The 22,982-nt window shown below is 42.0% G+C and carries 23 protein-coding genes; all 23 read left to right on the forward strand.

Features of this window, described 5'->3' with window-relative positions; all coding sequences use genetic code 11:
- Positions 1–50 precede the first annotated feature (50 nt).
- The 23 genes from spoIIP (at position 51) to era (ending at position 22,970) form a co-directional block, all read left to right on the forward strand.
- Positions 51–851, forward strand: a complete 801-nt coding sequence (spoIIP, locus tag H605_RS17910) for a stage II sporulation protein P (RefSeq protein WP_051210588.1) — start codon at positions 51–53, stop codon at positions 849–851.
- Between the two features lie 80 nt (positions 852–931).
- Entirely contained in the window at positions 932–2,758 is a 1,827-nt protein-coding gene (gene lepA / locus H605_RS0113250; protein WP_029054671.1) for a translation elongation factor 4, read from the forward strand.
- A 72-nt stretch (positions 2,759–2,830) separates the two neighbouring features.
- Entirely contained in the window at positions 2,831–3,970 is a 1,140-nt protein-coding gene (gene hemW / locus H605_RS0113255; protein ID WP_029054672.1) for a radical SAM family heme chaperone HemW, read from the forward strand.
- A 90-nt stretch (positions 3,971–4,060) separates the two neighbouring features.
- The gene (hrcA, locus tag H605_RS17915; RefSeq protein ID WP_051210589.1) at positions 4,061–5,116 is read left to right on the forward strand and encodes a heat-inducible transcriptional repressor HrcA; all 1,056 of its coding nucleotides are present in this window, start codon (positions 4,061–4,063) and stop codon (positions 5,114–5,116) included.
- Positions 5,113–5,691 (forward strand): nucleotide exchange factor GrpE, encoded by a 579-nt coding sequence (grpE, locus tag H605_RS0113265; RefSeq protein WP_029054673.1) that lies wholly within the window; start codon positions 5,113–5,115, stop codon positions 5,689–5,691. Before hrcA ends, grpE begins: the two co-directional genes overlap by 4 nt.
- A gap of 38 nt (positions 5,692–5,729) precedes the next feature.
- Positions 5,730–7,565, forward strand: coding sequence for a molecular chaperone DnaK (gene dnaK / locus H605_RS0113270; protein ID WP_029054674.1), 1,836 nt, complete (start codon positions 5,730–5,732; stop codon positions 7,563–7,565).
- 136 nt (positions 7,566–7,701) lie between these two features.
- The gene (dnaJ, locus tag H605_RS0113275; protein WP_029054675.1) at positions 7,702–8,823 is read left to right on the forward strand and encodes a molecular chaperone DnaJ; all 1,122 of its coding nucleotides are present in this window, start codon (positions 7,702–7,704) and stop codon (positions 8,821–8,823) included.
- Positions 8,824–8,838: 15 nt separating this feature from the next.
- Positions 8,839–9,783 (forward strand): 50S ribosomal protein L11 methyltransferase, encoded by a 945-nt coding sequence (prmA, locus tag H605_RS0113280; protein ID WP_029054676.1) that lies wholly within the window; start codon positions 8,839–8,841, stop codon positions 9,781–9,783.
- 2 nt (positions 9,784–9,785) lie between these two features.
- Positions 9,786–10,526, forward strand: a complete 741-nt coding sequence (locus H605_RS0113285; protein ID WP_029054677.1) for a 16S rRNA (uracil(1498)-N(3))-methyltransferase — start codon at positions 9,786–9,788, stop codon at positions 10,524–10,526.
- A gap of 16 nt (positions 10,527–10,542) precedes the next feature.
- Positions 10,543–11,883 carry a tRNA (N(6)-L-threonylcarbamoyladenosine(37)-C(2))-methylthiotransferase MtaB gene (gene mtaB / locus H605_RS0113290; RefSeq protein WP_029054678.1) on the forward strand — a complete coding sequence of 447 codons (1,341 nt, stop codon included), beginning with the start codon at positions 10,543–10,545 and terminating at the stop codon, positions 11,881–11,883.
- Between the two features lie 93 nt (positions 11,884–11,976).
- Positions 11,977–12,648 (forward strand): deoxyribose-phosphate aldolase, encoded by a 672-nt coding sequence (gene deoC, locus H605_RS0113295; protein ID WP_029054679.1) that lies wholly within the window; start codon positions 11,977–11,979, stop codon positions 12,646–12,648.
- Between the two features lie 144 nt (positions 12,649–12,792).
- Positions 12,793–12,966: a 30S ribosomal protein S21 gene (rpsU, locus tag H605_RS0113300; RefSeq protein ID WP_029054680.1), complete on the forward strand. Its 174-nt coding sequence runs from the start codon at positions 12,793–12,795 to the stop codon at positions 12,964–12,966.
- 391 nt (positions 12,967–13,357) lie between these two features.
- Positions 13,358–14,695, forward strand: coding sequence for an NfeD family protein (locus H605_RS0113305; protein WP_029054681.1), 1,338 nt, complete (start codon positions 13,358–13,360; stop codon positions 14,693–14,695).
- Positions 14,695–15,687 carry a flotillin-like protein FloA gene (floA, locus tag H605_RS0113310; protein ID WP_029054682.1) on the forward strand — a complete coding sequence of 331 codons (993 nt, stop codon included), beginning with the start codon at positions 14,695–14,697 and terminating at the stop codon, positions 15,685–15,687. Before H605_RS0113305 ends, floA begins: the two co-directional genes overlap by 1 nt.
- Before the next feature lie 33 nt (positions 15,688–15,720).
- Positions 15,721–16,245 (forward strand): hypothetical protein, encoded by a 525-nt coding sequence (locus tag H605_RS0113315; RefSeq protein WP_029054683.1) that lies wholly within the window; start codon positions 15,721–15,723, stop codon positions 16,243–16,245.
- 47 nt (positions 16,246–16,292) lie between these two features.
- Entirely contained in the window at positions 16,293–16,550 is a 258-nt protein-coding gene (locus H605_RS0113320; RefSeq protein ID WP_029054684.1) for a YabP/YqfC family sporulation protein, read from the forward strand.
- Positions 16,540–17,631 (forward strand): sporulation protein YqfD, encoded by a 1,092-nt coding sequence (locus tag H605_RS0113325; protein WP_029054685.1) that lies wholly within the window; start codon positions 16,540–16,542, stop codon positions 17,629–17,631. Before H605_RS0113320 ends, H605_RS0113325 begins: the two co-directional genes overlap by 11 nt.
- 56 nt (positions 17,632–17,687) lie before the next feature.
- The gene (locus tag H605_RS0113330; protein ID WP_051210593.1) at positions 17,688–18,599 is read left to right on the forward strand and encodes a PhoH family protein; all 912 of its coding nucleotides are present in this window, start codon (positions 17,688–17,690) and stop codon (positions 18,597–18,599) included.
- A gap of 78 nt (positions 18,600–18,677) precedes the next feature.
- Positions 18,678–20,795 carry an HD family phosphohydrolase gene (locus H605_RS0113335; RefSeq protein ID WP_029054687.1) on the forward strand — a complete coding sequence of 706 codons (2,118 nt, stop codon included), beginning with the start codon at positions 18,678–18,680 and terminating at the stop codon, positions 20,793–20,795.
- A gap of 15 nt (positions 20,796–20,810) precedes the next feature.
- Positions 20,811–21,284 (forward strand): rRNA maturation RNase YbeY, encoded by a 474-nt coding sequence (ybeY, locus tag H605_RS0113340; RefSeq protein ID WP_037562074.1) that lies wholly within the window; start codon positions 20,811–20,813, stop codon positions 21,282–21,284.
- Between the two features lie 4 nt (positions 21,285–21,288).
- On the forward strand, positions 21,289–21,639 hold the full coding sequence (locus H605_RS0113345) for a diacylglycerol kinase family protein (protein ID WP_029054689.1): 351 nt from the start codon (positions 21,289–21,291) through the stop codon (positions 21,637–21,639).
- Positions 21,640–21,667: 28 nt separating this feature from the next.
- Complete coding sequence (locus tag H605_RS0113350) at positions 21,668–22,081, forward strand: cytidine deaminase (RefSeq protein ID WP_029054690.1); 414 nt, start codon at positions 21,668–21,670, stop codon at positions 22,079–22,081.
- Positions 22,062–22,970, forward strand: coding sequence for a GTPase Era (gene era / locus H605_RS0113355; RefSeq protein ID WP_029054691.1), 909 nt, complete (start codon positions 22,062–22,064; stop codon positions 22,968–22,970). The genes H605_RS0113350 and era overlap by 20 nt, the downstream gene beginning before the upstream one ends.
- The last annotated feature ends 12 nt before the right edge of the window (positions 22,971–22,982 follow it).

Raw genomic sequence — 22,982 nt, forward strand, 5'->3', positions numbered from 1 at the left:
AGTCATTGACCTTTTTTCTTCCGCATAGTGTGGGAGATGGAGGGATTACTATGAAAAAAACTTTGCAAATCTGGATGAGCGTTATTTTTGTATTGTTCATCTTTCCTGTCGTACTGCAGTACATTCCCAAACAGCCGACCATTCCTGCTGCCCTCTCGTTAAAGGAACCGAGCGCGATTGTCTACGCATCCAATGTGTTGGAAGAGGATATTAAACCGAAAGCACAAGGGAATGTGTTGATTTATTCGACTCACGCACATGAAGCGTATGAACCTATTACGAAAGCAGCGAACGGAAAAGTAGCCGTATCTCATCATTCCGAGAATATTTTAAAAGTAGGCGCGCGCCTGAAAGAGAATTTAATTACACATGGTCTTGCGGCAGAACAGCTCGATATTGACATTGTAAAAATCATGCAACAAAAGAAAATACCGTATCATCGCTCGTATGCTGCGATTCGGCCGTATGTGGAAAAGAAAGTTAACGAGGGGTCTTATGATTTAGTCATCGACATGCACAGAGATTCTCTTGGACCTTCTAAAACAACGATTACACACGCCGGGCAACGCTATGCAAAAGTGGCGTTTGTAATAGGAAGAGACCATCCGTATTATGAACGGAACCTGGCTAAAGCGAAACAATTGAAAAATGAAATGGAAAAAATAGTGCCGGGTATTACGCGCGAGATCATTATCAAAGGTGGCCGTGGAGTAGACGGTAAATACAATCAAGATCTAAATACAAGCATCATTTTAATCGAAATGGGTGGCGTAGGTAATACGGAAGCGGAGATCAATCAAACGGTATCTATCGTTGGTGAATCTGTGTCAGCTATGATGATCGTGCAATAATCTTTCAAATATTGAAGTCTGAACCGTTCACTGCTATAATTCAAGTAGCTTAAATAGGTACGTACATGTAGGAGTGAACAGTGATGAATCAAGAGAAGAGAACAGCACGTCAAAAAAACATCCGAAATTTTTCTATCATAGCCCATATCGACCACGGGAAATCCACACTGGCTGATCGAATTTTGGAAAAAACAGAAATAGTGAAAACACGTAATATGAAATCACAATCATTGGATTCAATGGACCTAGAACGTGAACGCGGTATCACCATTAAATTGAATGCCGTTCAGTTAGTCTATACGGCAAAGAATGGCGAAGACTATACGTTACACTTGATCGATACACCAGGACACGTCGATTTCACATATGAAGTATCGAGAAGTCTAGCGGCTTGTGAAGGCGCTATCCTTGTAGTGGATTCTGCGCAAGGTATCGAGGCGCAAACATTAGCGAACGTTTATCTGGCGCTGGACAATGATTTGGAAATATTACCTGTTATTAATAAAATCGACCTTCCGGCAGCTGATCCGGATCGTGTGAAAAAAGAAATTGAAGATGTCATCGGATTAGATGCATCTGAGGCAGTTTTAGCTTCTGCGAAAGCTGGAATTGGGATTGATGAAATCTTAGAACAAATCGTAGAAAAAGTGCCAGCTCCTCAAGGAGATCCAGAAGCGCCATTAAAAGCACTGATCTTTGACTCTCATTATGATCAATATAAAGGGGTTATCGTCAATATCCGTATCGTAGAAGGAAAGGTAAAACCAGGCGATAGGATTCGCATGATGGCTACGGGTAAAGAATTTGAAGTATTGGAACTAGGAGTCTTCACTCCGGGTATTTCTCCGCGTGACGAATTAACTGTAGGCGATGTAGGATTCTTATCTGCATCCATTAAAACGGTAGGCGATACACGAGTAGGGGATACAATAACGCTTGTCAATGATCCTGCAGAGGAAGCATTGCCAGGTTATCGTCGTATGAATCCGATGGTATTCTGCGGTCTGTATCCAATCGATACATCTAAATACAACGATTTGCGTGAAGCGCTAGAAAAGTTGGAGCTGAATGACTCTGCACTTGAATACGAGCCAGAGACATCTCAGGCATTAGGGTTCGGTTACCGTTGTGGTTTCCTCGGTTTGTTACACATGGAAATCATTCAGGAACGAATTGAACGTGAATTCAACATCGACTTGATCACGACAGCACCAAGTGTTATTTATAAAGTAAACTTAACGGACGGCTCGACGATGAGCGTAGATAACCCATCGATGATGCCTAGTGCACAAAAAGTAGACTATGTTGAAGAGCCATATGTTAAAGCATCCATCATGGTACCGAATGATTACGTTGGAGCTGTCATGGAGCTCTGTCAGCGTAAACGTGGAGACTTCATGACAATGGATTATATGGACGCATCGCGTGTCAATATCATTTATGAACTGCCATTAGCTGAAATCGTCTTTGACTTCTTTGACCAATTAAAATCCAGTACAAAAGGGTACGCGTCACTGGATTATGAATTAATTGGTTATAAGCAGTCGAAACTAGTTAAGATGGACATTTTGTTAAACGGTGAAACTGTTGATGCGTTGAGCTTTATCGTGCACAATGACTTTAGCTACGAACGCGGGAAGGCAATTGTCGAAAAACTGAAATCATTAATTCCAAGACAACAGTTTGAAGTTCCTGTCCAAGCAGCAATCGGCCAAAAAATCGTTGCACGTTCAACTATTAAATCTATGGGGAAAAACGTTTTAGCGAAATGTTACGGTGGAGATATTTCCCGTAAGCGTAAATTGCTTGAGAAACAAAAAGAAGGTAAGAAAAAGATGAAGCAAGTTGGCTCGGTGGAAGTGCCACAAGAAGCGTTCATGGCTGTTCTGAAGATGGATGAAGATTAATTAAACTTAGTGAAAAGGGGGCAAACCGCCCTCTTTTTGCCGTTTACATATTTACATAAAGGATGTGACAGCATGCGGGGAGTATATATCCACATACCGTTTTGCCAGCAAATTTGTCATTATTGCGATTTTAATAAAGTATTTCTTAAAAACCAACCGGTTGATCAATACATCGAATCAATTGGCCAAGAGTTTTCTTATATGAAAGAAGCCGGCTATTCATTTGAAGAAGTAGAAACGGTCTTTTTAGGCGGTGGTACACCGACAGCACTCAATGTTCCTCAGCTCGATCGGTTACTGACGATTGTTTCACAGTATATCGACGTCACGGCACTGAAGGAATTCACAACAGAAGCGAACCCTGATGATTTATCGGAAGGGCAGCTTTCTATATTGAAGGAAAAAGGGGTAAATCGCTTGTCGATTGGCGTACAGACTTTCAATGAGCGACTACTGAAACAAATTGGGCGTACGCATTCCAATGAAGACGTGGAGAACGTGATCAAGGCTGCGCGTAAAGTTGGCTTCGAAAACATTAGCATCGATTTGATGTACAGCTTACCTACTCAGACAGTGAAAGAGTGGGAAGATACACTTGATCGTGCATTAGCGCTTGATCTGCCTCATTACTCAGCCTATTCATTGATCGTGGAACCGAAAACGATCTTTTATAACCGAATGGTCAAAGGGAAGTTACCCTTGCCAGGTGAAGACATTGAAGCAGAAATGTTTGCGATGGTGATCGATCGCATGAATGCAGCAGGCCGCGATCAATATGAAATCAGTAATTTTGCAAAACCAGATCATCCTTCGTTTCATAACCTGATTTATTGGGAAAACTCCCACTATGCAGGCATTGGTGCAGGTGCGCATGGTTATATCGGCCAAGACCGCTATGCAAACGTCGGACCGTTGACACACTACATTAACCTATTGGATGAAGGAAAGTTACCCCATAAAGAAGTACATGAAGTAAGTCTTGCTGAATCGATGGAAGAAGAAATGTTTCTCGGTTTACGAATCATTGAAGGAGTTTCGATGAAAGGATTCGAGCAGAAATTCCAACGCCCGATTCATAAAGTATTTGGTAAACCGATAGAAAAATTACAGCAACAGGGGCTTCTGAAAATCGATGGAGACCATCTCCGTTTGACTAGAAAAGGTATTTTTCAAGGGAACACCGTATTTCAGGAATTTTTATTAGGAGATTGAGTTTGATTCGTTGACATATAAAATAGAATTTGATAAATTATGAGTAGTATTAGCACTCGAGGTTAAAGAGTGCTAACAGGAGTGATGATCATGTTGACAAACAGACAATTGCTCATACTACAATTGACAGTGAAAGATTTCATCGAGTCTGCTCAACCGGTTGGTTCCAGACAACTGTCGAAAAAACCGGAAGCGCCATTTAGTTCGGCAACCATTCGGAATGACATGGCAGATCTGGAGGATATGGGTTATTTAGAAAAGACTCACACATCATCTGGAAGAGTGCCTTCCGAAAAAGGCTATCGGTTCTTTGTGGATCATTTATTGCAGCCACAAGCTCTAGGCCTGGAAGACAGCTTGCAGTTGCGTACGATGTTTCAGGAAAGAGTAGGAGAGTCTGAAGAATTAATTCGGAAATCCGCAACCATTCTTTCCGACTTGACGAATTACACGTCGATTCTTCTCGGACCTGACACATCTACGCATGCCGTCAAGAAATTCTCTATTGTTCCTTTGGATCAACAACGGGCAGTGGCGATTATCGTAACGGATAACGGACATGTGGAAAACCGAATTTTCGATGTGCCACCTGGACTCACTGCTTCGGAAATTGAGAAGACGGTAAATATTTTAAATGAACGCCTAATCGGCACATCGCTTGTGCAGTTGCAGCAAAAATTGCAACTCGAAGCGAAGTATGTATTTGAACAGCATATTCACCAAGCTGAACAACTATTCAGCTCCTTGCAGCAAGCGATGGCGGTGGAGCCAGAAGAACGGTTATATTTTGGCGGCAAATTGAATATGTGGAAACAACCGGAATTTCACGACTTCCAGAAGATGCAATCATTTTTTGAACTGATAGAGAAAGGCAATCCTGCCATGGGTCTTTTCAAAAAAAACGAACAAGGGATTCAAGTTCGTATCGGCTCTGAAAACAATGTGATTGATATGGAAGACTACAGCGTGATTACTTCCACGTACTCGGCAGGAGAGAATATGGAAGGTTCCATTGCAATTATCGGTCCGAAGCGGATGGATTACGGAAGAGTCATAACATTGCTGGATATACTAAGCAGTGATTTATCTTCTGCACTTCATCGGTTAACCATCGGAAAAGACGGGAACGGGAGGCAAGACACGTGAAAGAAAACCAAGAGTTCGAAGAGCAACTAGATGAAAATCTTTCCGAAAACGAGCAAGAGCCAATAGAAGCGACAGATCAGCTAGATGTTGAAGTCGTCGAAGAGCTCACTACAGAACAAGAACTCGAGAAAAAAATAGATGAATTAACGAAAGCTCTTGAAGAAGAAGAGGGCAAGAAATTACGCGTAATGGCAGATATGGAAAACGTCAAGAGACGAGCATCACTCGACTATCAAACGTTGCAAACATATCGCGCACAAAACGTGATGGTGAATATTTTACCTGTACTTGATAACTTCGAACGTGCACTTGCTGTCGAAGCGAAAGAGGAAGAGACAAAGGCCCTCTTAACAGGAATGGACATGGTTTACCGTTCATTAGTAGAAGCTTTAAAATCTGACGGACTGGAAGAAATCGAAGCACTTGATCAAGAATTTGATCCGAACTTCCACCAGGCAGTAATGACAGGCAATGAAGAAGATAAAGATTCTGGAATTGTTTTGGAAGAACTGCAAAAAGGATATAAACTAAAAGAACGTGTACTACGACCATCTATGGTAAAAGTAAACGAATAAAAAATTAAAGCATTCACATTTTAGGAGGAAAATCACTCATGAGTAAAATTATCGGTATTGACTTAGGAACAACAAACTCAGTAGTAGCAGTATATGAAGGCGGAGAAGCGAAAGTAATTCCGAACCCTGAAGGTAATAGAACATCACCATCCGTTGTAGCATTCAAAAACGGCGAACGACAAGTAGGGGAAGTAGCAAAACGTCAATCGATTACAAACCCTAACACGATTATGTCTGTTAAAAGACATATGGGTACGGACTATAAAGTAGAAGTGGATGGCAAAGAATATTCTCCACAAGAAGTTTCTGCTATGATCCTTCAATACATGAAAGGCTATGCTGAAGAATACTTAGGCGAAAAAGTAACGAAGGCTGTTGTTACAGTTCCTGCGTACTTTAACGATGCACAGCGCCAAGCAACAAAAGATGCTGGTAAAATCGCTGGTCTTGAAGTAGAGCGTATCATTAACGAGCCAACAGCGGCAGCACTTGCTTATGGTTTGGATAAAACAGATGAAGATCAAACTATTCTAGTATATGACCTAGGTGGCGGTACGTTTGACGTATCTATTCTTGAGCTAGGTGACGGAGTATTCCAAGTACGTTCAACAGCAGGTGACAATAAACTTGGTGGAGACGACTTTGATGATATCATTATGGATTACTTAGTACAGGAATTCCGTAAAGAAAACTCCATTGATCTTTCTAAAGACAAAATGGCTATGCAACGTCTAAAAGATGCAGCTGAAAAAGCGAAGAAAGACTTGTCTGGTGTAACATCCACTTCAATCTCTCTTCCGTTCATCACGGCTGGAGAAGCAGGACCATTACACATGGAAATCACATTGACTCGCGGTAAATTCGATGAATTGACAGCGAACCTAGTTGAACGTTCTATGATCCCAACGCGTCAAGCACTAAAAGACGCAGATCTTACGGCATCTGAAATCGACCGTGTCATCTTAGTTGGTGGTTCTACACGTATTCCAGCAGTACAAGAAGCAATCAAAAATGTAACGGGCAAAGAGCCGTTCAAAGGCGTAAACCCAGACGAAGTAGTAGCAATGGGTGCAGCAGTTCAAGGTTCAATCCTAACTGGAGATGTAAAAGACGTTGTACTTCTTGACGTAACACCTCTATCACTAGGTATTGAAACAATGGGCTCTGTTTTCACAAAACTAATCGACCGCAACACGACAATCCCTACAAGCAAGTCGCAAGTGTTCTCTACAGCAGCTGACAACCAGCCGGCAGTAGATATCCACGTATTGCAAGGTGAGCGTCCGATGGCGACTGACAATAAAACATTAGGCCGTTTCCAATTGACGGATATTCCACCAGCACCACGTGGCGTTCCACAAATCGAAGTAACATTCGACATCGACAAAAACGGTATCGTTAATGTTAAAGCGAAAGATATGGGTACACAGAAAGAACAGAACATCACGATCCAATCTAGTTCAGGTCTTTCGGATGAAGAGATCGATCAAATGGTTAAAGATGCAGAAGCACACGCTGAAGAAGATGCAAAGCGTAAAGAAGAAGCAGAACTTCGCAACGAAGCAGATCAGTTAGTATTCATGGCTGAAAAGACACTTAAAGATATAGAAGGCAAAGTGGATGAAGCGGAAGTGAAAGATGCTGAAGCGGCATTGGAAGAATTGAAAGCTGCTAATGAATCTGGAGACCTTGAGGAAATTCGTACGAAGAAAGAAAAACTTGACGAATTAGTCCAAGCTCTATCTGTAAAACTATATGAGCAAGCTGCTGCAGAAGCACAAGCTGCACAAGGCGATGCACAACCTGGTCAAGAAGACGACAGTGTAGTAGATGCAGATTTCGAAGAAGTAGAAGACGATAAAGATAAAAAATAAGTAAATCGAAATAGCTATTGACGGAAAAGTCAAAGTCCGAAATTCCGGCTTTGACTTTTTCGTTTGTTAACTCAACAAAATTTGATATCAACGTGTTACAATGGACAACAGGTAAAATGCGATGAGGGGTGCAATGATGAGTAAACGAGATTACTATGAGGTGCTAGGCGTATCTAAATCTGCTACAAAGGAAGAGATCCGCAAAGCATACCGTACACTTTCTAAAAAGTACCATCCGGACTTAAACAAAGAAGCGGATGCAGAAGTGAAATTTAAAGAAGTAACAGAAGCATTTGAAGTGCTAAGCGATGAGAATAAGAGAGCAGAATATGACCAATATGGTCACAACGGTCCGGGCGCAGGCTTTGGTGGATTTGGAGGCGGCGGTGCAGATGGCTTCGGTTTCGAAGATATCTTCAGCACGTTCTTCGGTGGTAGCGCAAGAAGAAGAGATCCCAATGCTCCGCAAAAAGGTAACGACTTGCAATACACGATGACAGTCGACTTCATGGATGCTATTTTCGGTAAAGAAACTGAAATTGATATCCCTCGTGAGGAAGAATGTGATACATGTGACGGTACAGGTGCCAAAAAGGGTACAAGCGTCAAAACATGTACGGAATGTAATGGTTCGGGTGAGATTTCTTTCGCTCAAAACACACCATTCGGTCAAGTTGTGAATCGCAGAACATGTCCTACATGTCAGGGTACAGGTAAAATTATTCCTGAAAAATGTGAAACATGTCGAGGCAAAGGTCGCGTAACTAAAAACAAAGTTATCAAAATAACAATTCCTGCTGGAGTAGACCAAGGACAACGTCTACGTGTAGGCGGTCAAGGCGAAGCAGGAATTAATGGAGGACCTCCTGGAGACTTGTACATCGTCTTTAATGTGCGTCCACATAAACGTTTCATTCGTGAAGAAGACGATATTATATTGGAATTAAACTTGACGTTCCCACAAGCATCACTTGGAGACGAACTCGAAGTCCAAACAGTGCATGGAAAAGTGAAGTTGAAGATTCCGGCTGGTACACAAAATGGCACAACATTCCGCCTTCGTGGCAAAGGGGTTCCAAACGTACACGGTCACGGAACAGGTGATCAACATGTCATCGTCAAAGTGCTTACACCGAAAAAGATGACCGAGCGACAAAAGGAATTACTGCGTGAGTTTGCATCAATAGAAGGAGAATCACCTGATGAGTATTCGAGCTCATTCTTTGATAAAATCAAACGCACTTTTAAAGGTGAATGAAAGGATTGACTAACTGTGAAATGGTCTGAAGTTTCCGTGCACACGACACATGAAGCAACTGAGGCAGTAGCGAACATCTTGCATGAAGCAGGCGCGAGCGGAGTCGTTATTGAAGACTCAGAAGAACCTGGTAAAGAACGAGTGGACCAGTATGGCGAAATATATGCACTAGATAAAGAAGACTTCCCGAGTGATGGAGTCATTATCAAAGCGTATTTGCCTGTCACTAGTTTTATCAACGAAACAGTTGAAAATCTTGAATTGGCAATCGAAGGCCTTCGTCAGTTTTCATTAAATCCTGGACGCTTTACGATAGGCATCACAGAAGTGGATGAAGAAGACTGGGCTAACTCATGGAAACAATACTTCCATCCGGTGAAAATATCGAAGCGTTTTACGATTGTTCCTACATGGGAAGAGTATACGCCAGTGGAATCTGATGAATTGATCATCGAACTAGATCCGGGAATGGCCTTCGGTACGGGTACACACCCTACGACAGTCCTCTGTTTACAAGCACTGGAGAAGTACCTCGAACCTGGTCAGACGATTGTCGATGTTGGAACAGGTTCAGGCGTACTAGCAATAGGAGCAGCCTTACTTGGTGCCAAACACATTACCGCACTTGACCTGGATGAAGTAGCTGTACGCGCTGCACAGGAAAATGTGACGTATAACCATGCAGATGATCGCATTACTGTTTTGAAAGGTAATCTTCTTGATTCAATTGAAGAACCACCTGATATGATCATTGCGAATATATTGGCCGAAGTCATTATGTCGTTTTCCCAAGATGCTTACCAACTCGTTAAACCAGGCGGACTATTCATTACATCAGGTATCATCGGGGCGAAACGGGACGAAGTGCGTAACGACCTGATGGCACAAGGTTTTGATATTGTGGAAACGGTTCTTATGGAAGATTGGGTAGCGATCATTGCGCGTAAGGGTAGTGAATAATCATGCAACGTTATTTCCTGAATCAACCATTTAATGAACAGCGTCAAGTAGCAATCAGTGGAGATGATTATAAACATATTGTCAAAGTGATGCGTATGACACCGGGTCAGGAAATACTGACAGTTTATGATGGCGTTGCATCGGTAGCGGTGATTGACAGTATTTCTGAAGACTTTGTTATCGTTTCAGAGCAGAAACAACTGGACAAAGATCATGAGTTGCCCATTTCCGTCACGATTGCCTGCGGATTACCTAAAGGCGACAAACTCGATTTGATTACACAAAAAAGTACCGAACTCGGTATGAGTCGATTAATTCCTTTTGCTGCGAGTCGGTCGATCGTCAAATGGGATGCTAAAAAAGGCGATAAACGTATAGAACGTTTGCAGAAAATTGCCAAGGAAGCTGCGGAACAATGTCATCGTAACCAAGTGCCTGAGATTTTATCCGTCCAAAGCGTCAAGCAACTGATCATGTATACAGATTCCTTTGATATCAAATTATTTGCGGATGAAGAAGATGCGAAAAGCGAAGTTCCGCATAAGATTGCGGACCGTCTGAAAAACGTGTATCATGGACAATCGATAGTAGTTGTTTTTGGACCGGAAGGCGGATTAGCACGGGAAGAAGCTGCTCTACTTCAAGATGCGGGTTTCCTTCCAGTGTCGTTAGGGCCTAGAATCTTGCGCACGGAAACAGCTCCTTTATATGTATTGTCCGCTATGTCTTATGAATTTGAATGAAAGAAGTGAACAACTTATGTCTTCAGTTGCTTTTCATACACTGGGCTGCAAAGTGAATCATTATGAAACAGAAGCTATTTGGCAATTGTTTCAAGAAGCAGACTATGAAAGAGTAGAGTTTGATCAGAATTCTGATGTCTATGTTATTAATACATGTACCGTAACGAATACTGGTGATAAAAAGAGTCGACAAGTAATCCGCCGCGCGATTCGTAAAAATCCAGATGCAGTAATTTGTGTGACGGGTTGTTATGCACAAACATCACCGGCAGAAATTATGGCAATTCCCGGTGTGGATATTGTTGTCGGAACACAAGATCGTTCAAAACTACTTGGGCTGATCGAGCAATTCCGTGAAGAGCGCCAGCCGATTAATGCGGTGCGTAACATTATGAAAAATCGTGTCTATGAAGAACTTGACGTACCGTCATTTACAGACCGTACGCGTGCTTCGTTAAAAATACAAGAAGGTTGTAATAACTTCTGTACGTTTTGTATCATTCCATGGGCTAGAGGATTAATGCGCTCACGTGATCCTGAAGAAGTTATTCATCAGGCACAGCAACTTGTGGACGCGGGTTATCTTGAAATCGTCTTAACAGGTATTCATACAGGTGGTTACGGTGAAGACCTAAAAGGTTATAACCTAGCTCGTCTATTACGTGACCTGGAACAGCGGGTAAAAGGGTTAAAACGACTTCGTATTAGTTCAATCGAAGCGAGCCAATTAACAGATGAAGTGATCGATGTATTGCGCGAATCTAATATAGTCGTACGCCATTTGCATATTCCGATTCAATCGGGTTCAGATACCGTACTAAAACGGATGCGCCGTAAATACACAATGGAATTCTTCTCAGATCGTTTAACGCGTCTGAATGAAGCGTTACCGGATCTTGCCATTACATCCGATGTCATTGTAGGTTTCCCGGGTGAAACGGAAGAAGAATTCATGGAAACGTATAACTTTATTCGTGACCACAAATTTTCTGAGCTTCATGTGTTCCCTTATTCGAAGAGAACGGGCACACCTGCCGCTCGCATGGAAGATCAAGTTGATGAAAATGTAAAAAACGAACGCGTGCACCGTTTATTAACGTTGAACGATCAATTAGCAAAAAATTATGCTGCTCGTTTTGAAGGGGAAGTCCTCGAAGTTATTCCAGAAGAAAGCTTTAAGCATGATGCTGAGCAAAATCTCTATGTAGGCTATACAGATAACTATTTGAAAGTAGTCTTACCTGCAGATGAAACGATGATCGGACAAATTGTAAAAGTAAAAATCACAAAAGCGGGCTATCCTCACAATGAAGGCCAACCTGTTCGTGTACTTACAGAAGAAAAAATAACGATTTAATATGGGCCACCTGTAATAGGTGGTCTTTTTCGTGCAACAAAATGTAAGCTTTGTTATACTGGAAAAAATGGTGTGTAAAAAGGAGCGCTTTCATTGACTACAAATTATGCCGCTTATATCGATCATACGCTGTTAAAGGCAGAAGCCACAAAACAGCAAGTGCTGGAATTATGTGAAGAAGCCAAAAAGTATTCTTTCGCTTCAGTCTGTATTAATCCAACTTGGGTGAAAACAGCTGCAGAAGCTTTACAAGGTACGGAAGTAAAAGTATGCACTGTGATCGGCTTCCCTCTAGGCGCAAGCACATCCGAAGTTAAAGCTTTTGAGACTAAAGATGCGATTGCTAACGGTGCGACAGAAGTAGATATGGTTATCAATATAGGTGCATTACAAAATGGACTGCTTGAACAGGTGCAAAATGACATCGTAGCCGTCGTGCAAGCAGCAAAAGATCAGGCTTTAGTAAAAGTGATAATCGAGACTTCCTTGCTAGATGATGTCCAAAAACGTACAGCATGTGAACTGGCGGTACTCGCGGGAGCGGATTTCGTCAAAACATCGACTGGCTTCTCTACTGGCGGTGCGACTCCAGAAGATGTGAAGCTGATGCGTGCTGTTGTAGGGCCGACAATTGGAGTCAAGGCAAGTGGCGGTGTTCGAAGTGCGGAAGACGTAGATCGCATGATCGAGTCGGGTGCAACGCGCATCGGTGCGAGTTCAGGTGTTGCTATCATGCAAGGACTCTCGTCGTCAGCGGATTATTGATCAATTCAAAAGAGTAATTCGTAAAATTTATCGTGATATTCTAATAGTTTTTATTGACCAAACAAAAAATATACGTTATAATTTTAGAGTACATAGCAAAGTGCTATGTTTCGAAGTGTGTGTTTGGAGGGAGGGACAAGAGATATGACTAAGACAGTCGTTCGCAAAAATGAATCACTTGAAGACGCTCTTCGCCGCTTCAAACGTACTGTATCCAAGAGTGGTACAATACAAGAGAGTAGAAAGCGTGAATTCTATGATAAGCCAAGCGTAAAACGTAAAAAGAAATCAGAAGCTGCACGTAAGCGCAAGTTCTAATTTCTGCCTACATTGAATTTTGACATTACCTACTAATGTAATTTCTTATAAACCGAAAATCCTTCACTGGATTTTCGGTTTATTTTATTGTGTGGAATGTAAATTGGAACTGACAAAAGTCTTCCCTAGCTTCCGGCACAATCCCTTCGTAGATACTGATTTACTCTCCTATGCACCAACCATTTACTCTCGTAACTCAACGCTCACCCCTCTATAAATTCCATTACGACTTCGACTATTCAGTTCATTTCTATCCATAAAGAAACCTTATACCATCAAGCTATGACACACGAAAAGAAAAACTTTTATTTAATTGCGATTAAATGAAACCAAATGCTACTTCAAACGTAAATAATAAGTATAATAGGCAGTAGAGAGAGGTGAGAAAATAATGTCTAAAATGATTAGGTCAGTTTTTCTGCTCATTTTATTCATCAGTACAATCGCATTGCCTTTTATACACTCAGACGCAGCTGAAACAAAAGTATATCAAGTACCCCTTCACCAAGAAGTAGAAAAGGGGCTGCATGCCTTCCTACAGCGTTCATTCAAAGAAGCCAAAGCTGAAGGCGCAGAGACGATTGTGTTGGATATAGACACTCCTGGAGGCTTTGTAGACGCTGCTGATCAAATCGCAAAGCTGATGAAAACAACGGATGATGTAAAAATCGTCGCATTCATCAACGATCGTGCACTATCTGCAGGCGCTTTCCTTGCACTTTATGCAGATGAAATCTACATGACACCAAACGGTTCGATCGGGGCTGCACAAGTCATCGATGGATCTGGAAATGCAGCAGAAACGAAAGCCAATAGTTATTGGTTGGCGCAAATGAAAAATGCAGCACTTCACTCAGGTCGTGATCCACAATATGCACTGGCGATGGCAAATCCAGAAATCGATCTGCCGGACTTACGTGCGCAAAAAGGTGAACTTCTGACTCTCACTGCTGACGAAGCCGAGCAGGTGAAGTACAGTGAAGGAACAGTCGCTTCATTTGATGAGTTACTTAAGAAGCTGGACTTGCAAGATGCACAAGTCATTTCCACAACGGAAACGTTTACAGAGAAAATGGCGCGATTCATCACCAATCCGGTCGTTGTACCGATTTTACTTTCTGTTGCAAGTCTCGGACTGATTGTAGAATTATATTCACCAGGCTTTGGTGTGCCGGGAAGCATGGGGCTAACAGCTCTATTCTTATTCTTCTACGGGCATACCGTAGCGGGTCTCGCAGGTTATGAGACGTTGATCTTGTTCTTGCTCGGCGTCGCACTCATCATTGCCGAATTCTTTGTGGCAGGTGGAATAGCGGGGATCTTCGGGATCTTGGCTATCATAGGAAGTATATTACTGACAGGCACAAACTTGGCATTCATGGCAGTTTCGGTGCTAATTGCGATAGCCGTAGCATTGATAGGAGCGGTGGTTATTATGAAATTCTTCGGTAAAAAACTTCATCTGTTGAATAAAATCATTTTAATGGATACTATGGATACGGAAAGCGGTTACGTCTCCAACAAAAATCGTAACGAGTTATTACAGAAAGTGGCAACAACTATTACACCACTTTATCCATCCGGTGTCGCTGAGTTAGATGGTGAACGGATTGATGTAGTATCGGAAGGTCGTTACATCGAAAGTGGTAAAGAAGTAGTGATTGTAGAGGTAGAAGGCTTTAGAATCGTTGTTAGAGAGAAGAAGAAAGAGGAGGAACAAGGCTTATGATGGGACTAGGAACAATTGGACTGGTAGCAGCAGTCTTTATCATCATCATCGTACTGGCGGTATTCTTTACATTCGTTCCAGTTACGCTGTGGATTTCCGCAATTGCGGCAGGTGTACGAGTAAGTATCTTCACATTAATCGGTATGCGTTTACGTCGAGTTATTCCGAGTCGAGTCGTTAACCCGTTGATCAAAGCACATAAAGCGGGTCTGACAGTATCGATCAACCAATTGGAAAGTCATTACCTTGCAGGTGGTAACGTAGACCGCGTGGTTAACGCGTTAATCGCTGCGCAACGTGCAAACATTGAATTGACGTTTGAAAGAGCACAAGCGATCGACTTAGCAGGACGTGACGTACTAGAAGCAGTTCAAATGTCTGTTAACCCGAAAGTGATTGAAACACCATTTATTGCAGGTGTTGCGATGAACGGTATTGAAGTAAAGGCAAAAGCGCGTATAACAGTTCGTGCAAACATTGACCGTCTCGTCGGTGGTGCGGGTGAAGATACAGTTGTTGCCCGTGTTGGTGAAGGTATCGTATCTACAATCGGTTCTTCTATCAGTCACGCGAAAGTACTAGAAAATCCAGATTTGATTTCCCAAACGGTATTGAAAAAAGGATTGGACTCAGGTACAGCGTTTGAAATTCTGTCCATTGATATTGCTGACGTGGATATCGGTAAAAACATTGGTGCAGAACTTCAGACTGAACAAGCGATGGCAGATAAAAATATTGCCCAAGCAAAAGCAGAAGAACGTCGTGCAATGGCTGTCGCTAATGAACAAGAGATGAAGGCGAAAACTCAAGAGATGCGCTCTAAAGTTGTGGGTGCAGAAGCCGAAGTACCTTTAGCTATGGCTGAAGCATTGCGTTCAGGCAATATCGGAATCATGGATTATATGAATTATAAAAATATCCAAGCAGATACAAGCATGCGGGATTCTATTAGCAAGACAGGGTCGGATCAACAACCAAAGAAAGATCAATAATAACAAGATGAATTCCCGGGAAGGGGATGCATAATGGAACAACTGATAATTTTGGTCATTATGCTGGCTTTAGGATCTTTATTCGGTAAAAAGAAAGACCAAGAGAAACCAGATCAACAACCGAAGCGTCCGCCTAGTCAGCAATGGCCAGCTCAACCAACTCAACGTCAAATGAATCAGAGAGAACCTCAGCGTACGAATGCTACTCCTGTAGAGAAGCCGCGTTCGTTGAAAGAGTTATCTAAGAATCTATTCGAGGATATTCAAAAGGAATTCCAAGATCTCCAACAAGAAACGAAAGAATCTGAGCAACCTGTAAAGACACAGGCGCCTCAGTCTGAAATCTTCTATGCAGAGCCTAAGAAGCCGGCTAAACCCGCTTCTACACCGCGTTCGGAGCGCCAAACGGGCAGAGGTAGGCTGCATGGAGAGAAGCAGACCAGTATTCTTGAAGATGAACAAATTTTGCAAGAAGACTTGATTCCAAGAACTCCTCAGCAGATCATGCAAGGGATTGTCTATGCAGAAATTTTAGGTCCACCAAAATCAAAACGGTAATCATGCCGCCCCCTGTCTTTTCATAGGATGAGACAGGGGGTTTTTTCATGAAAAAATTATTCGCACTTCATCCATCCATTATTCTAGATGAATTCAACTCATTGCGGATTACTGGTAACTATCGCTTGCTCGCATTAAGCGAACAATCCGTATCCTTTCAAACGAATGACTATGTCATGACCGTCAAAGGAGAAGATGTAACGGTTCTAATGCTGACTGAACAACACGCCCACATATCGATTGATGAACTACAGGAAGTGACGGTGCGCTTTACGCCTGAGGTAGGAAATAGCTATGAGTCCTAAACGATTTGAAGTTCAGGTGAAAAATGTTCGTAACGGTTCTGTGTTTCTAAGTAGATTACAGAGAGAACATGTCAAGATCAGTAGCTTGTATGTTTCTGGAAGCGCTATGTTTTTTGAAACGGATACGAAGGGAATTCAAATCATCCGCCGTTTCAGGAGAAAATACCATGTGAAAGTACAAATCAGGCGTAAAGGTTTGGACACTGTCCAGCATCGGCTATTTGCCTCTTTGTTATTCTTAATCATCTGCTTCATTCCGCTAGTTGCCTCATTGTTTCTATGGAATATCACAGTGGAAAGTGATGTACCAGAAATTGCACAACGAATGGAAACAAAGATGGAGAAAGCACAAATTACCGCACCCTCTTTATTATCCAAATTACCGGAAGAGGATGAAATTCGTCGGCTGCTGATGCAAGATGAACCTTCTCTATCTTGGATCCGGTTCTCAAGGATCGGCACTTCATTAACTGTTTCACCGATGCTTGCGCCATTGTCGACTGAAGTGAAAGAAGAAGTGAAAGAAAAACCATCCCATTTAATAGCAAAAACAGGAGGGGTGATTACACGCTTTGCGTTAACAAGAGGAGAAAGAGCGAGTATCATTCATCAAACTGTAAAAAAAGGTGATATGCTGGCGACAGGTATTCTGGAACAAGGAGAAAAAACAACAGTGGTAGGGGCGGACGGGGAAGTATTTGCTGACTACTGGTTAGAATGTCATTTTGAATTACCGCGGACAATTAGTTATTCCATTCAAGGGCAAGAAAATCTAAACATCAGTTGGCAAAAGCCATGGAAAGGTAATCAAATAAAAAACTTAAGTTTTAGAAATCCTGTTATTATCGATAAGACGAAAGAAGCCCACATTGAGGAAGTGTTTTTGAAAAAAGGGATGGAAGAGACCATCATTTTGCCACTAATCAAGCATGATTTATTGTCAAAGAAAACAAATGAGCGCATAATTAAAGAAGAAAACATTTTACATGTATCCTTCACTAATGATAAAGTGAGTGGGACTATACTATTTTTACTTAATGAAAACATTGCTGAAAAACGACCTATAACTCAAGGAGACTGAAAATATTGAGCGAACATGTACTTCAACTTCATATTGAAGAACCGAATGAAGCGATTATGCTTCTTGGCATTTCCGATCAGAACATGAATCTGATCGAAGAAGAATTGAACGTTTCAATCCACACAAGAGGCGAAACGATCTCGATCAGTGGAGAAGAAGAACAAGCGGTAGCCGCGAAAACATTGCTTGAAGAGTTACTAAAAGTTATCCGTAAAGGCATTAATATCAATTTACGCGATGTGGCAACGGCGATTGAAATGGCGAAGAACGGCACGATTGAATATTTCTCTTCTTTATACGAAGAAGAAATCGCACGCAACACAAAAGGAAAAGTCATCCGTGCAAAGACGATTGGACAAAGAGAATACGTCCAGGCGATTCGTTCAAGAGATTTAGTATTTTGTATCGGACCTGCCGGAACAGGAAAGACGTATCTAGCTGTCGTGATGGCAGTGCAAGCAATGAAAACAGGTTCAGTAAAGCGAATCGTGTTGACCCGCCCTGCTGTTGAGGCTGGAGAGAGCTTAGGATTCCTTCCAGGCGACTTGAAAGAAAAAGTTGACCCGTACCTACGGCCGCTTTACGATGCGCTACACGATGTGCTAGGAGCCGAACATACAGAACGTCTTATGGAACGCGGAGTTATCGAAATTGCACCTTTGGCGTATATGCGCGGTAGAACGCTTGACGATGCATTCGTTATTTTGGACGAAGCTCAAAATACAACAAAAGCACAGATGAAAATGTTTTTAACGCGTCTAGGTTTTGGATCGAAGATGGTCATCACAGGTGATAAAACGCAAATTGATTTACCTCGCGGCGTGGATTCCGGTCTAAATGTCGCAGAACACATTTTGAAAAATGTGCAGGATATCCAGTTCATGTATCTGGAACAAGGTGACGTAGTCCGACATCCGATTGTGGCGAAGATCATTGATGCATATGAGAAAGAGCAGTCAACTAATTAATTGACTGCTTTTTTTGAATGATGAAGATACATAGTTCATCCATCATGTAAAGAACATTTGCTGATAGGAGGCAACTGCATGACAGCTTTAAAGGAACTGCTTTCACAACTTCGAAAAGTGAAATTTACATTTCTTTTGCTTCTTGTCGTCTCTCTTTCTAGTATCCTATTGTTTTTTCTGATGTATGGGAGTACGCAGAACGAAACGTACGAAATATCGGCTTTTGAGATTTCACCGAAAACCATACGGTCACCTAAAACAATAGAAGATATCGAGAAAACTGAACTTGAACGTGTACGGGCGGAACAGGCAGTACCTAATTCCTATCGTTTTTCAGAAGATATTATGAAAAATCGCCAAGCTATCCTTGGTTCGATCTTTACTGCAGTAAGCGATGTCAAAGTTGAAGTGAAGAAAGATCCTGACATGACTTCGGATACTAAGATGAAGTTGCTTCAAAAGAAGTTGGAAGGTCTTGAAAAAGAACAGACGTTATTACCTGTTACAGACGACCAATTTAAACAGCTACTTTCGGCTGAACAAGGTGATTTGAATAATTTGCATGAATTGCTGACACATGCTGTAGGAAGAGAATTATCGAAGCCATTTAAAGCTGAACAGGTGCCGATGCATCGTTATGAGGTGGAGCGCAACATTCGAGAAACGAATACTTTGCCGAGAGATTTGCTTGATGTGGCACTAGCGCTCGGTCGAATGGCGGTAGTGGAAACGGAAATAATTGATGAAGAATTGACTGTCAAGAATCAAATGGATGCGCGAGCTTCAGTTGAAGCAATTCGTATTTTACAAGGACAAGTCATCGTGCGTGAAGGGCAGTTGATCGACCGTGATGTGTATCACCAACTAAAGCTTTCTGGAGTCCTTAATAATCAATCTTCACTTAAACCGACGCTCGGCATTATCCTGTTTATTTTGTTTGTATCAGGTTTGACAGCTATACACTTTGGCAAGTCCAAAAGAGATGAGATATTCAAAAAGAAAGCGCTCGGTATATTTTATATTATTTTATTGTTGGCAGTCGTATTGATGAAAATCGTAAGCTACATCGATTATGAATTTGATGTCCTCATTGCATTTTTGTTTCCGACGGCTCTCGTACCGATGTTGATTAAGTTATTGATTAATGAGCGATCGGCTGTACTGGCGACAATAATTACTTCTGCAACAGCTGGCATCATGTTGCAGGAAGGCTTGGCCGCCATCATGCAAATGGAAGTAGCGTTGTATATTTTATTCGGTGGGATTGTGAGTATTTATTTACTAAGTGAACACGGCAGACGCTCAACGATACTACAGACCAGTCTTGGCGTTGCGGGATCAAACATGATGTTCATCCTATTTTATTTATTGATGACACAGACTAGTTATACAACGCCAGAACTGATTTTCTATGCCGTGGCGGCCATTTCGTCGGGCTTGTTGTCTGGAGCTCTAACCATGGGGTTATTGCCGTTTTTCGAGTCAAGTTTCCATTTGCTTTCTAATATGCGTTTAGTGGAGCTTTCGAACCCTAATCATCCGTTACTTAAGAAAATCTTAGTGGAGACGCCGGGTACGTATCATCACAGTATTATGGTTGCGAATCTAGCTGATGCGGCGTGTGAAGCAATTGGCGCTAACGGATTACTCGCGCGTGTCGGCAGCTATTATCATGATATAGGGAAGACCATTCATCCAGGATTCTTCATTGAAAATCAACATAACGGTCGTAATCTGCATGATGCACTGACACCCGAGAAAAGTCGTGATATGATTATAGCCCACGCGGAAGACGGAGCAAAAATTTTGGAGAAGCAACGTATGCCAAAAGAGCTAATAGCGATCGCAAGACAGCATCATGGAACGAGTAGCGTCAAATTCTTTTATTTGAAAGCGAAAGAAACCAATCCGGATGTGAATGAAGACGATTTCCGTTATCCTGGTCCGAAACCCCAAACGAAAGAAAATGCGGTAATTATGATTGCGGACAGTGTGGAAGCAGCGGTGCGATCGATGAAAGAACCGACACCTGAAAAAATTGCTACGCTCGTCAACGCAATTGTGCGTGGCAAATTAGAGGACGATCAATTTGATGAATGTGATTTGTCGTTAAAAGAAATTAAACTAGTGAAACAAGCAATTAATGAAACGTTAAATGGGATTTTCCATAATCGTATTGAATACCCCAATAAGTAAAGGAGCAGAGCAATTATGATAGATTTTTATTTCGAAGATGAAACAGAAATCGTGGACCCGAGTTCGGAGGCATTGATCAAGGATTTACTGACTCACGCGTCAATCATGGAAAAAATGGAAGGTCTATATGAGTTATCTATTACGTTTATGGATGATGAATCCATCCAAGCGGTGAATGCTGAGTACAGAGGCAAAGACCGTCCAACTGACGTGATTTCATTTGCGCTAGAAGAGTTGTCTGAAGGAGAAGTGGCGATTGTTCATGAAAGCGATATGCCTGTTGTTCTAGGAGATATCATTATTTCTATTGATACCGCCAAACGTCAGGCTATTGAATACAATCACTCATTCGAGCGGGAACTCGGGTTTCTTGCATTACATGGTTTCTTGCATTTACTCGGATATGATCATCTCGATGAAGAAGAAGAACGTGAAATGTTCGGTAGGCAGACAGAGATTTTAACTGCATTCGGTCTGGAACGGCAGTGATTGTATGGGGAAATTCTTGAAATCATTCATCTATGCGTGGGAAGGCATTAAAGACGGCTTTAGGCAAGGTCGGAATATGAAGTCTCACGGTTTATCGGCGGTGATCGTGTTGATTGCAGGTTGTTTCACCGGTCTTTCGCAAATAGAATGGATGATTATTTTTATCGTCATTGCAGGTGTAATGGCGCTCGAATTAATGAATACAGCAGTGGAATATGTTGTGGATCTAGTCACAACCGAATTTCATCCGCTAGCTAAAAAAGCAAAAGATATTGCAGCCGGATCCGTTTTCGTGTTTGCTATAGCGAGCGCGATTATCGGCTGTATCATTTTCTTTCCGAAATGGTTTGGATAATAAGATTAAATGAAGAGGTGGTAAGTAGATGCAAGTAGAACAATTAATGAATGAAGCAAAGCAAGCGATGAAGATGGCCTATGTTCCCTATTCAAAATTTCCAGTAGGTGCTGCATTAGAGACTGCAGATGGTGCCATTTATCGTGGATGTAATATTGAAAACTCTGCCTACGGATTATCCAATTGTGCAGAAAGAACAGCTATTTTCAAAGCTGTATCCGAAGGTATCAAGTCGTTCAAGTCGATTACTGTAATTGGTGATACGGACGGTCCAATCGCGCCATGCGGTTCTTGCCGCCAAGTCATTGCAGAATTTTGTGCGCCGGACATGCCTGTGTACTTGACGAACTTGAAGGGTCACTTACAAGAAACAACAGTAGACCAGCTATTGCCGGGTGCTTTTTCCAAGGAGGATTTAGATTATGCAGAAGAACAACTTTAAGTCAGGCTTTATTTCCATCATCGGACGACCGAATGTAGGGAAATCTACTTTTATTAACCGTATGGTCGGTCAAAAAATCGCAATCATGAGCGATAAGCCGCAAACTACACGAAACAAAGTACAGGGAATCGTCACAACCGATACATCTCAAATGATTTTTATAGATACGCCAGGTGTCCACAAACCGAAACACCGTCTTGGTGATTTCATGTTGAAAGTGACACGCAGTACGTTAAGTGAAGTCGATGTCATCATGTTTATGGTCAATGCGGATGAAAAGATCGGTACAGGTGACCGGTTCATTATGGAATGGCTCGTGAAGTCCGAGACTCCTGTATTTTTGGTCATCAATAAAATCGACCTAGTGCATCCTGATCAATTATTCGAAATCATTACATCGTACACAAATGAAATGAAGTTTGCAGAAGTAGTTCCGATTTCTGCACTCAATGGCAATAATATTGAACGATTAGTGGAAACATTGGAAAGCTACTTAGAAGAAGGGCCACAATTTTATGATGCAGAGCAAGTAACCGATCACCCGGAACGCTTCATCATTTCCGAAATGATCCGTGAAAAAGTATTGCACACAACACGTGAAGAAATTCCCCACTCGATTGCAGTGGCGATTGAAAGCATCGAGCAGGATCCAGTAACCGATAAAACGCATATCCGCGCGACTATCATAGTGGAGCGTGATTCGCAAAAGGGGATTGTCATAGGTAAAGGTGGAAAGCTCCTAAAAGAAGTCGGTGTGAAAGCAAGAAAAGATATCGAAATGTTACTTGGACATAAAGTATATTTAGAGCTATGGGTGAAAGTCCAAAAAGACTGGCGTAACCGTCCAAGTCGTTTGAAAGAATTTGGATTTAACGAGGAAGACTACTAAGCGGTCTGTTCT

It is taken from the genome of Sporosarcina ureae DSM 2281, assembly GCF_000425545.1.
GTDB classification, from domain to species: Bacteria; Bacillota; Bacilli; order Bacillales_A; family Planococcaceae; genus Sporosarcina; species Sporosarcina ureae.

What these genes read in the sequence shown, in the direction of transcription:
- H605_RS0113325 (WP_029054685.1), top strand. Translation starts at nt 16,540, where the DNA reads ATGAGTCCTAAACGATTTGAAGTTCAGGTGAAAAATGTTCGTAACGGT.
- H605_RS0113345 (WP_029054689.1), top strand. Translation starts at nt 21,289, where the DNA reads ATGGGGAAATTCTTGAAATCATTCATCTATGCGTGGGAAGGCATTAAA.
- floA (WP_029054682.1), top strand. Translation starts at nt 14,695, where the DNA reads ATGGGACTAGGAACAATTGGACTGGTAGCAGCAGTCTTTATCATCATC.
- era (WP_029054691.1), top strand. Translation starts at nt 22,062, where the DNA reads ATGCAGAAGAACAACTTTAAGTCAGGCTTTATTTCCATCATCGGACGA.
- H605_RS0113320 (WP_029054684.1), top strand. Translation starts at nt 16,293, where the DNA reads ATGAAAAAATTATTCGCACTTCATCCATCCATTATTCTAGATGAATTC.
- H605_RS0113335 (WP_029054687.1), top strand. Translation starts at nt 18,678, where the DNA reads ATGACAGCTTTAAAGGAACTGCTTTCACAACTTCGAAAAGTGAAATTT.
- spoIIP (WP_051210588.1), top strand. Translation starts at nt 51, where the DNA reads ATGAAAAAAACTTTGCAAATCTGGATGAGCGTTATTTTTGTATTGTTC.
- dnaK (WP_029054674.1), top strand. Translation starts at nt 5,730, where the DNA reads ATGAGTAAAATTATCGGTATTGACTTAGGAACAACAAACTCAGTAGTA.
- ybeY (WP_037562074.1), top strand. Translation starts at nt 20,811, where the DNA reads ATGATAGATTTTTATTTCGAAGATGAAACAGAAATCGTGGACCCGAGT.
- H605_RS0113350 (WP_029054690.1), top strand. Translation starts at nt 21,668, where the DNA reads ATGCAAGTAGAACAATTAATGAATGAAGCAAAGCAAGCGATGAAGATG.
- hemW (WP_029054672.1), top strand. Translation starts at nt 2,831, where the DNA reads ATGCGGGGAGTATATATCCACATACCGTTTTGCCAGCAAATTTGTCAT.
- H605_RS0113305 (WP_029054681.1), top strand. Translation starts at nt 13,358, where the DNA reads ATGTCTAAAATGATTAGGTCAGTTTTTCTGCTCATTTTATTCATCAGT.
- H605_RS0113315 (WP_029054683.1), top strand. Translation starts at nt 15,721, where the DNA reads ATGGAACAACTGATAATTTTGGTCATTATGCTGGCTTTAGGATCTTTA.
- mtaB (WP_029054678.1), top strand. Translation starts at nt 10,543, where the DNA reads ATGTCTTCAGTTGCTTTTCATACACTGGGCTGCAAAGTGAATCATTAT.
- hrcA (WP_051210589.1), top strand. Translation starts at nt 4,061, where the DNA reads ATGTTGACAAACAGACAATTGCTCATACTACAATTGACAGTGAAAGAT.
- H605_RS0113285 (WP_029054677.1), top strand. Translation starts at nt 9,786, where the DNA reads ATGCAACGTTATTTCCTGAATCAACCATTTAATGAACAGCGTCAAGTA.
- dnaJ (WP_029054675.1), top strand. Translation starts at nt 7,702, where the DNA reads ATGAGTAAACGAGATTACTATGAGGTGCTAGGCGTATCTAAATCTGCT.
- H605_RS0113330 (WP_051210593.1), top strand. Translation starts at nt 17,688, where the DNA reads ATGCTTCTTGGCATTTCCGATCAGAACATGAATCTGATCGAAGAAGAA.
- rpsU (WP_029054680.1), top strand. Translation starts at nt 12,793, where the DNA reads ATGACTAAGACAGTCGTTCGCAAAAATGAATCACTTGAAGACGCTCTT.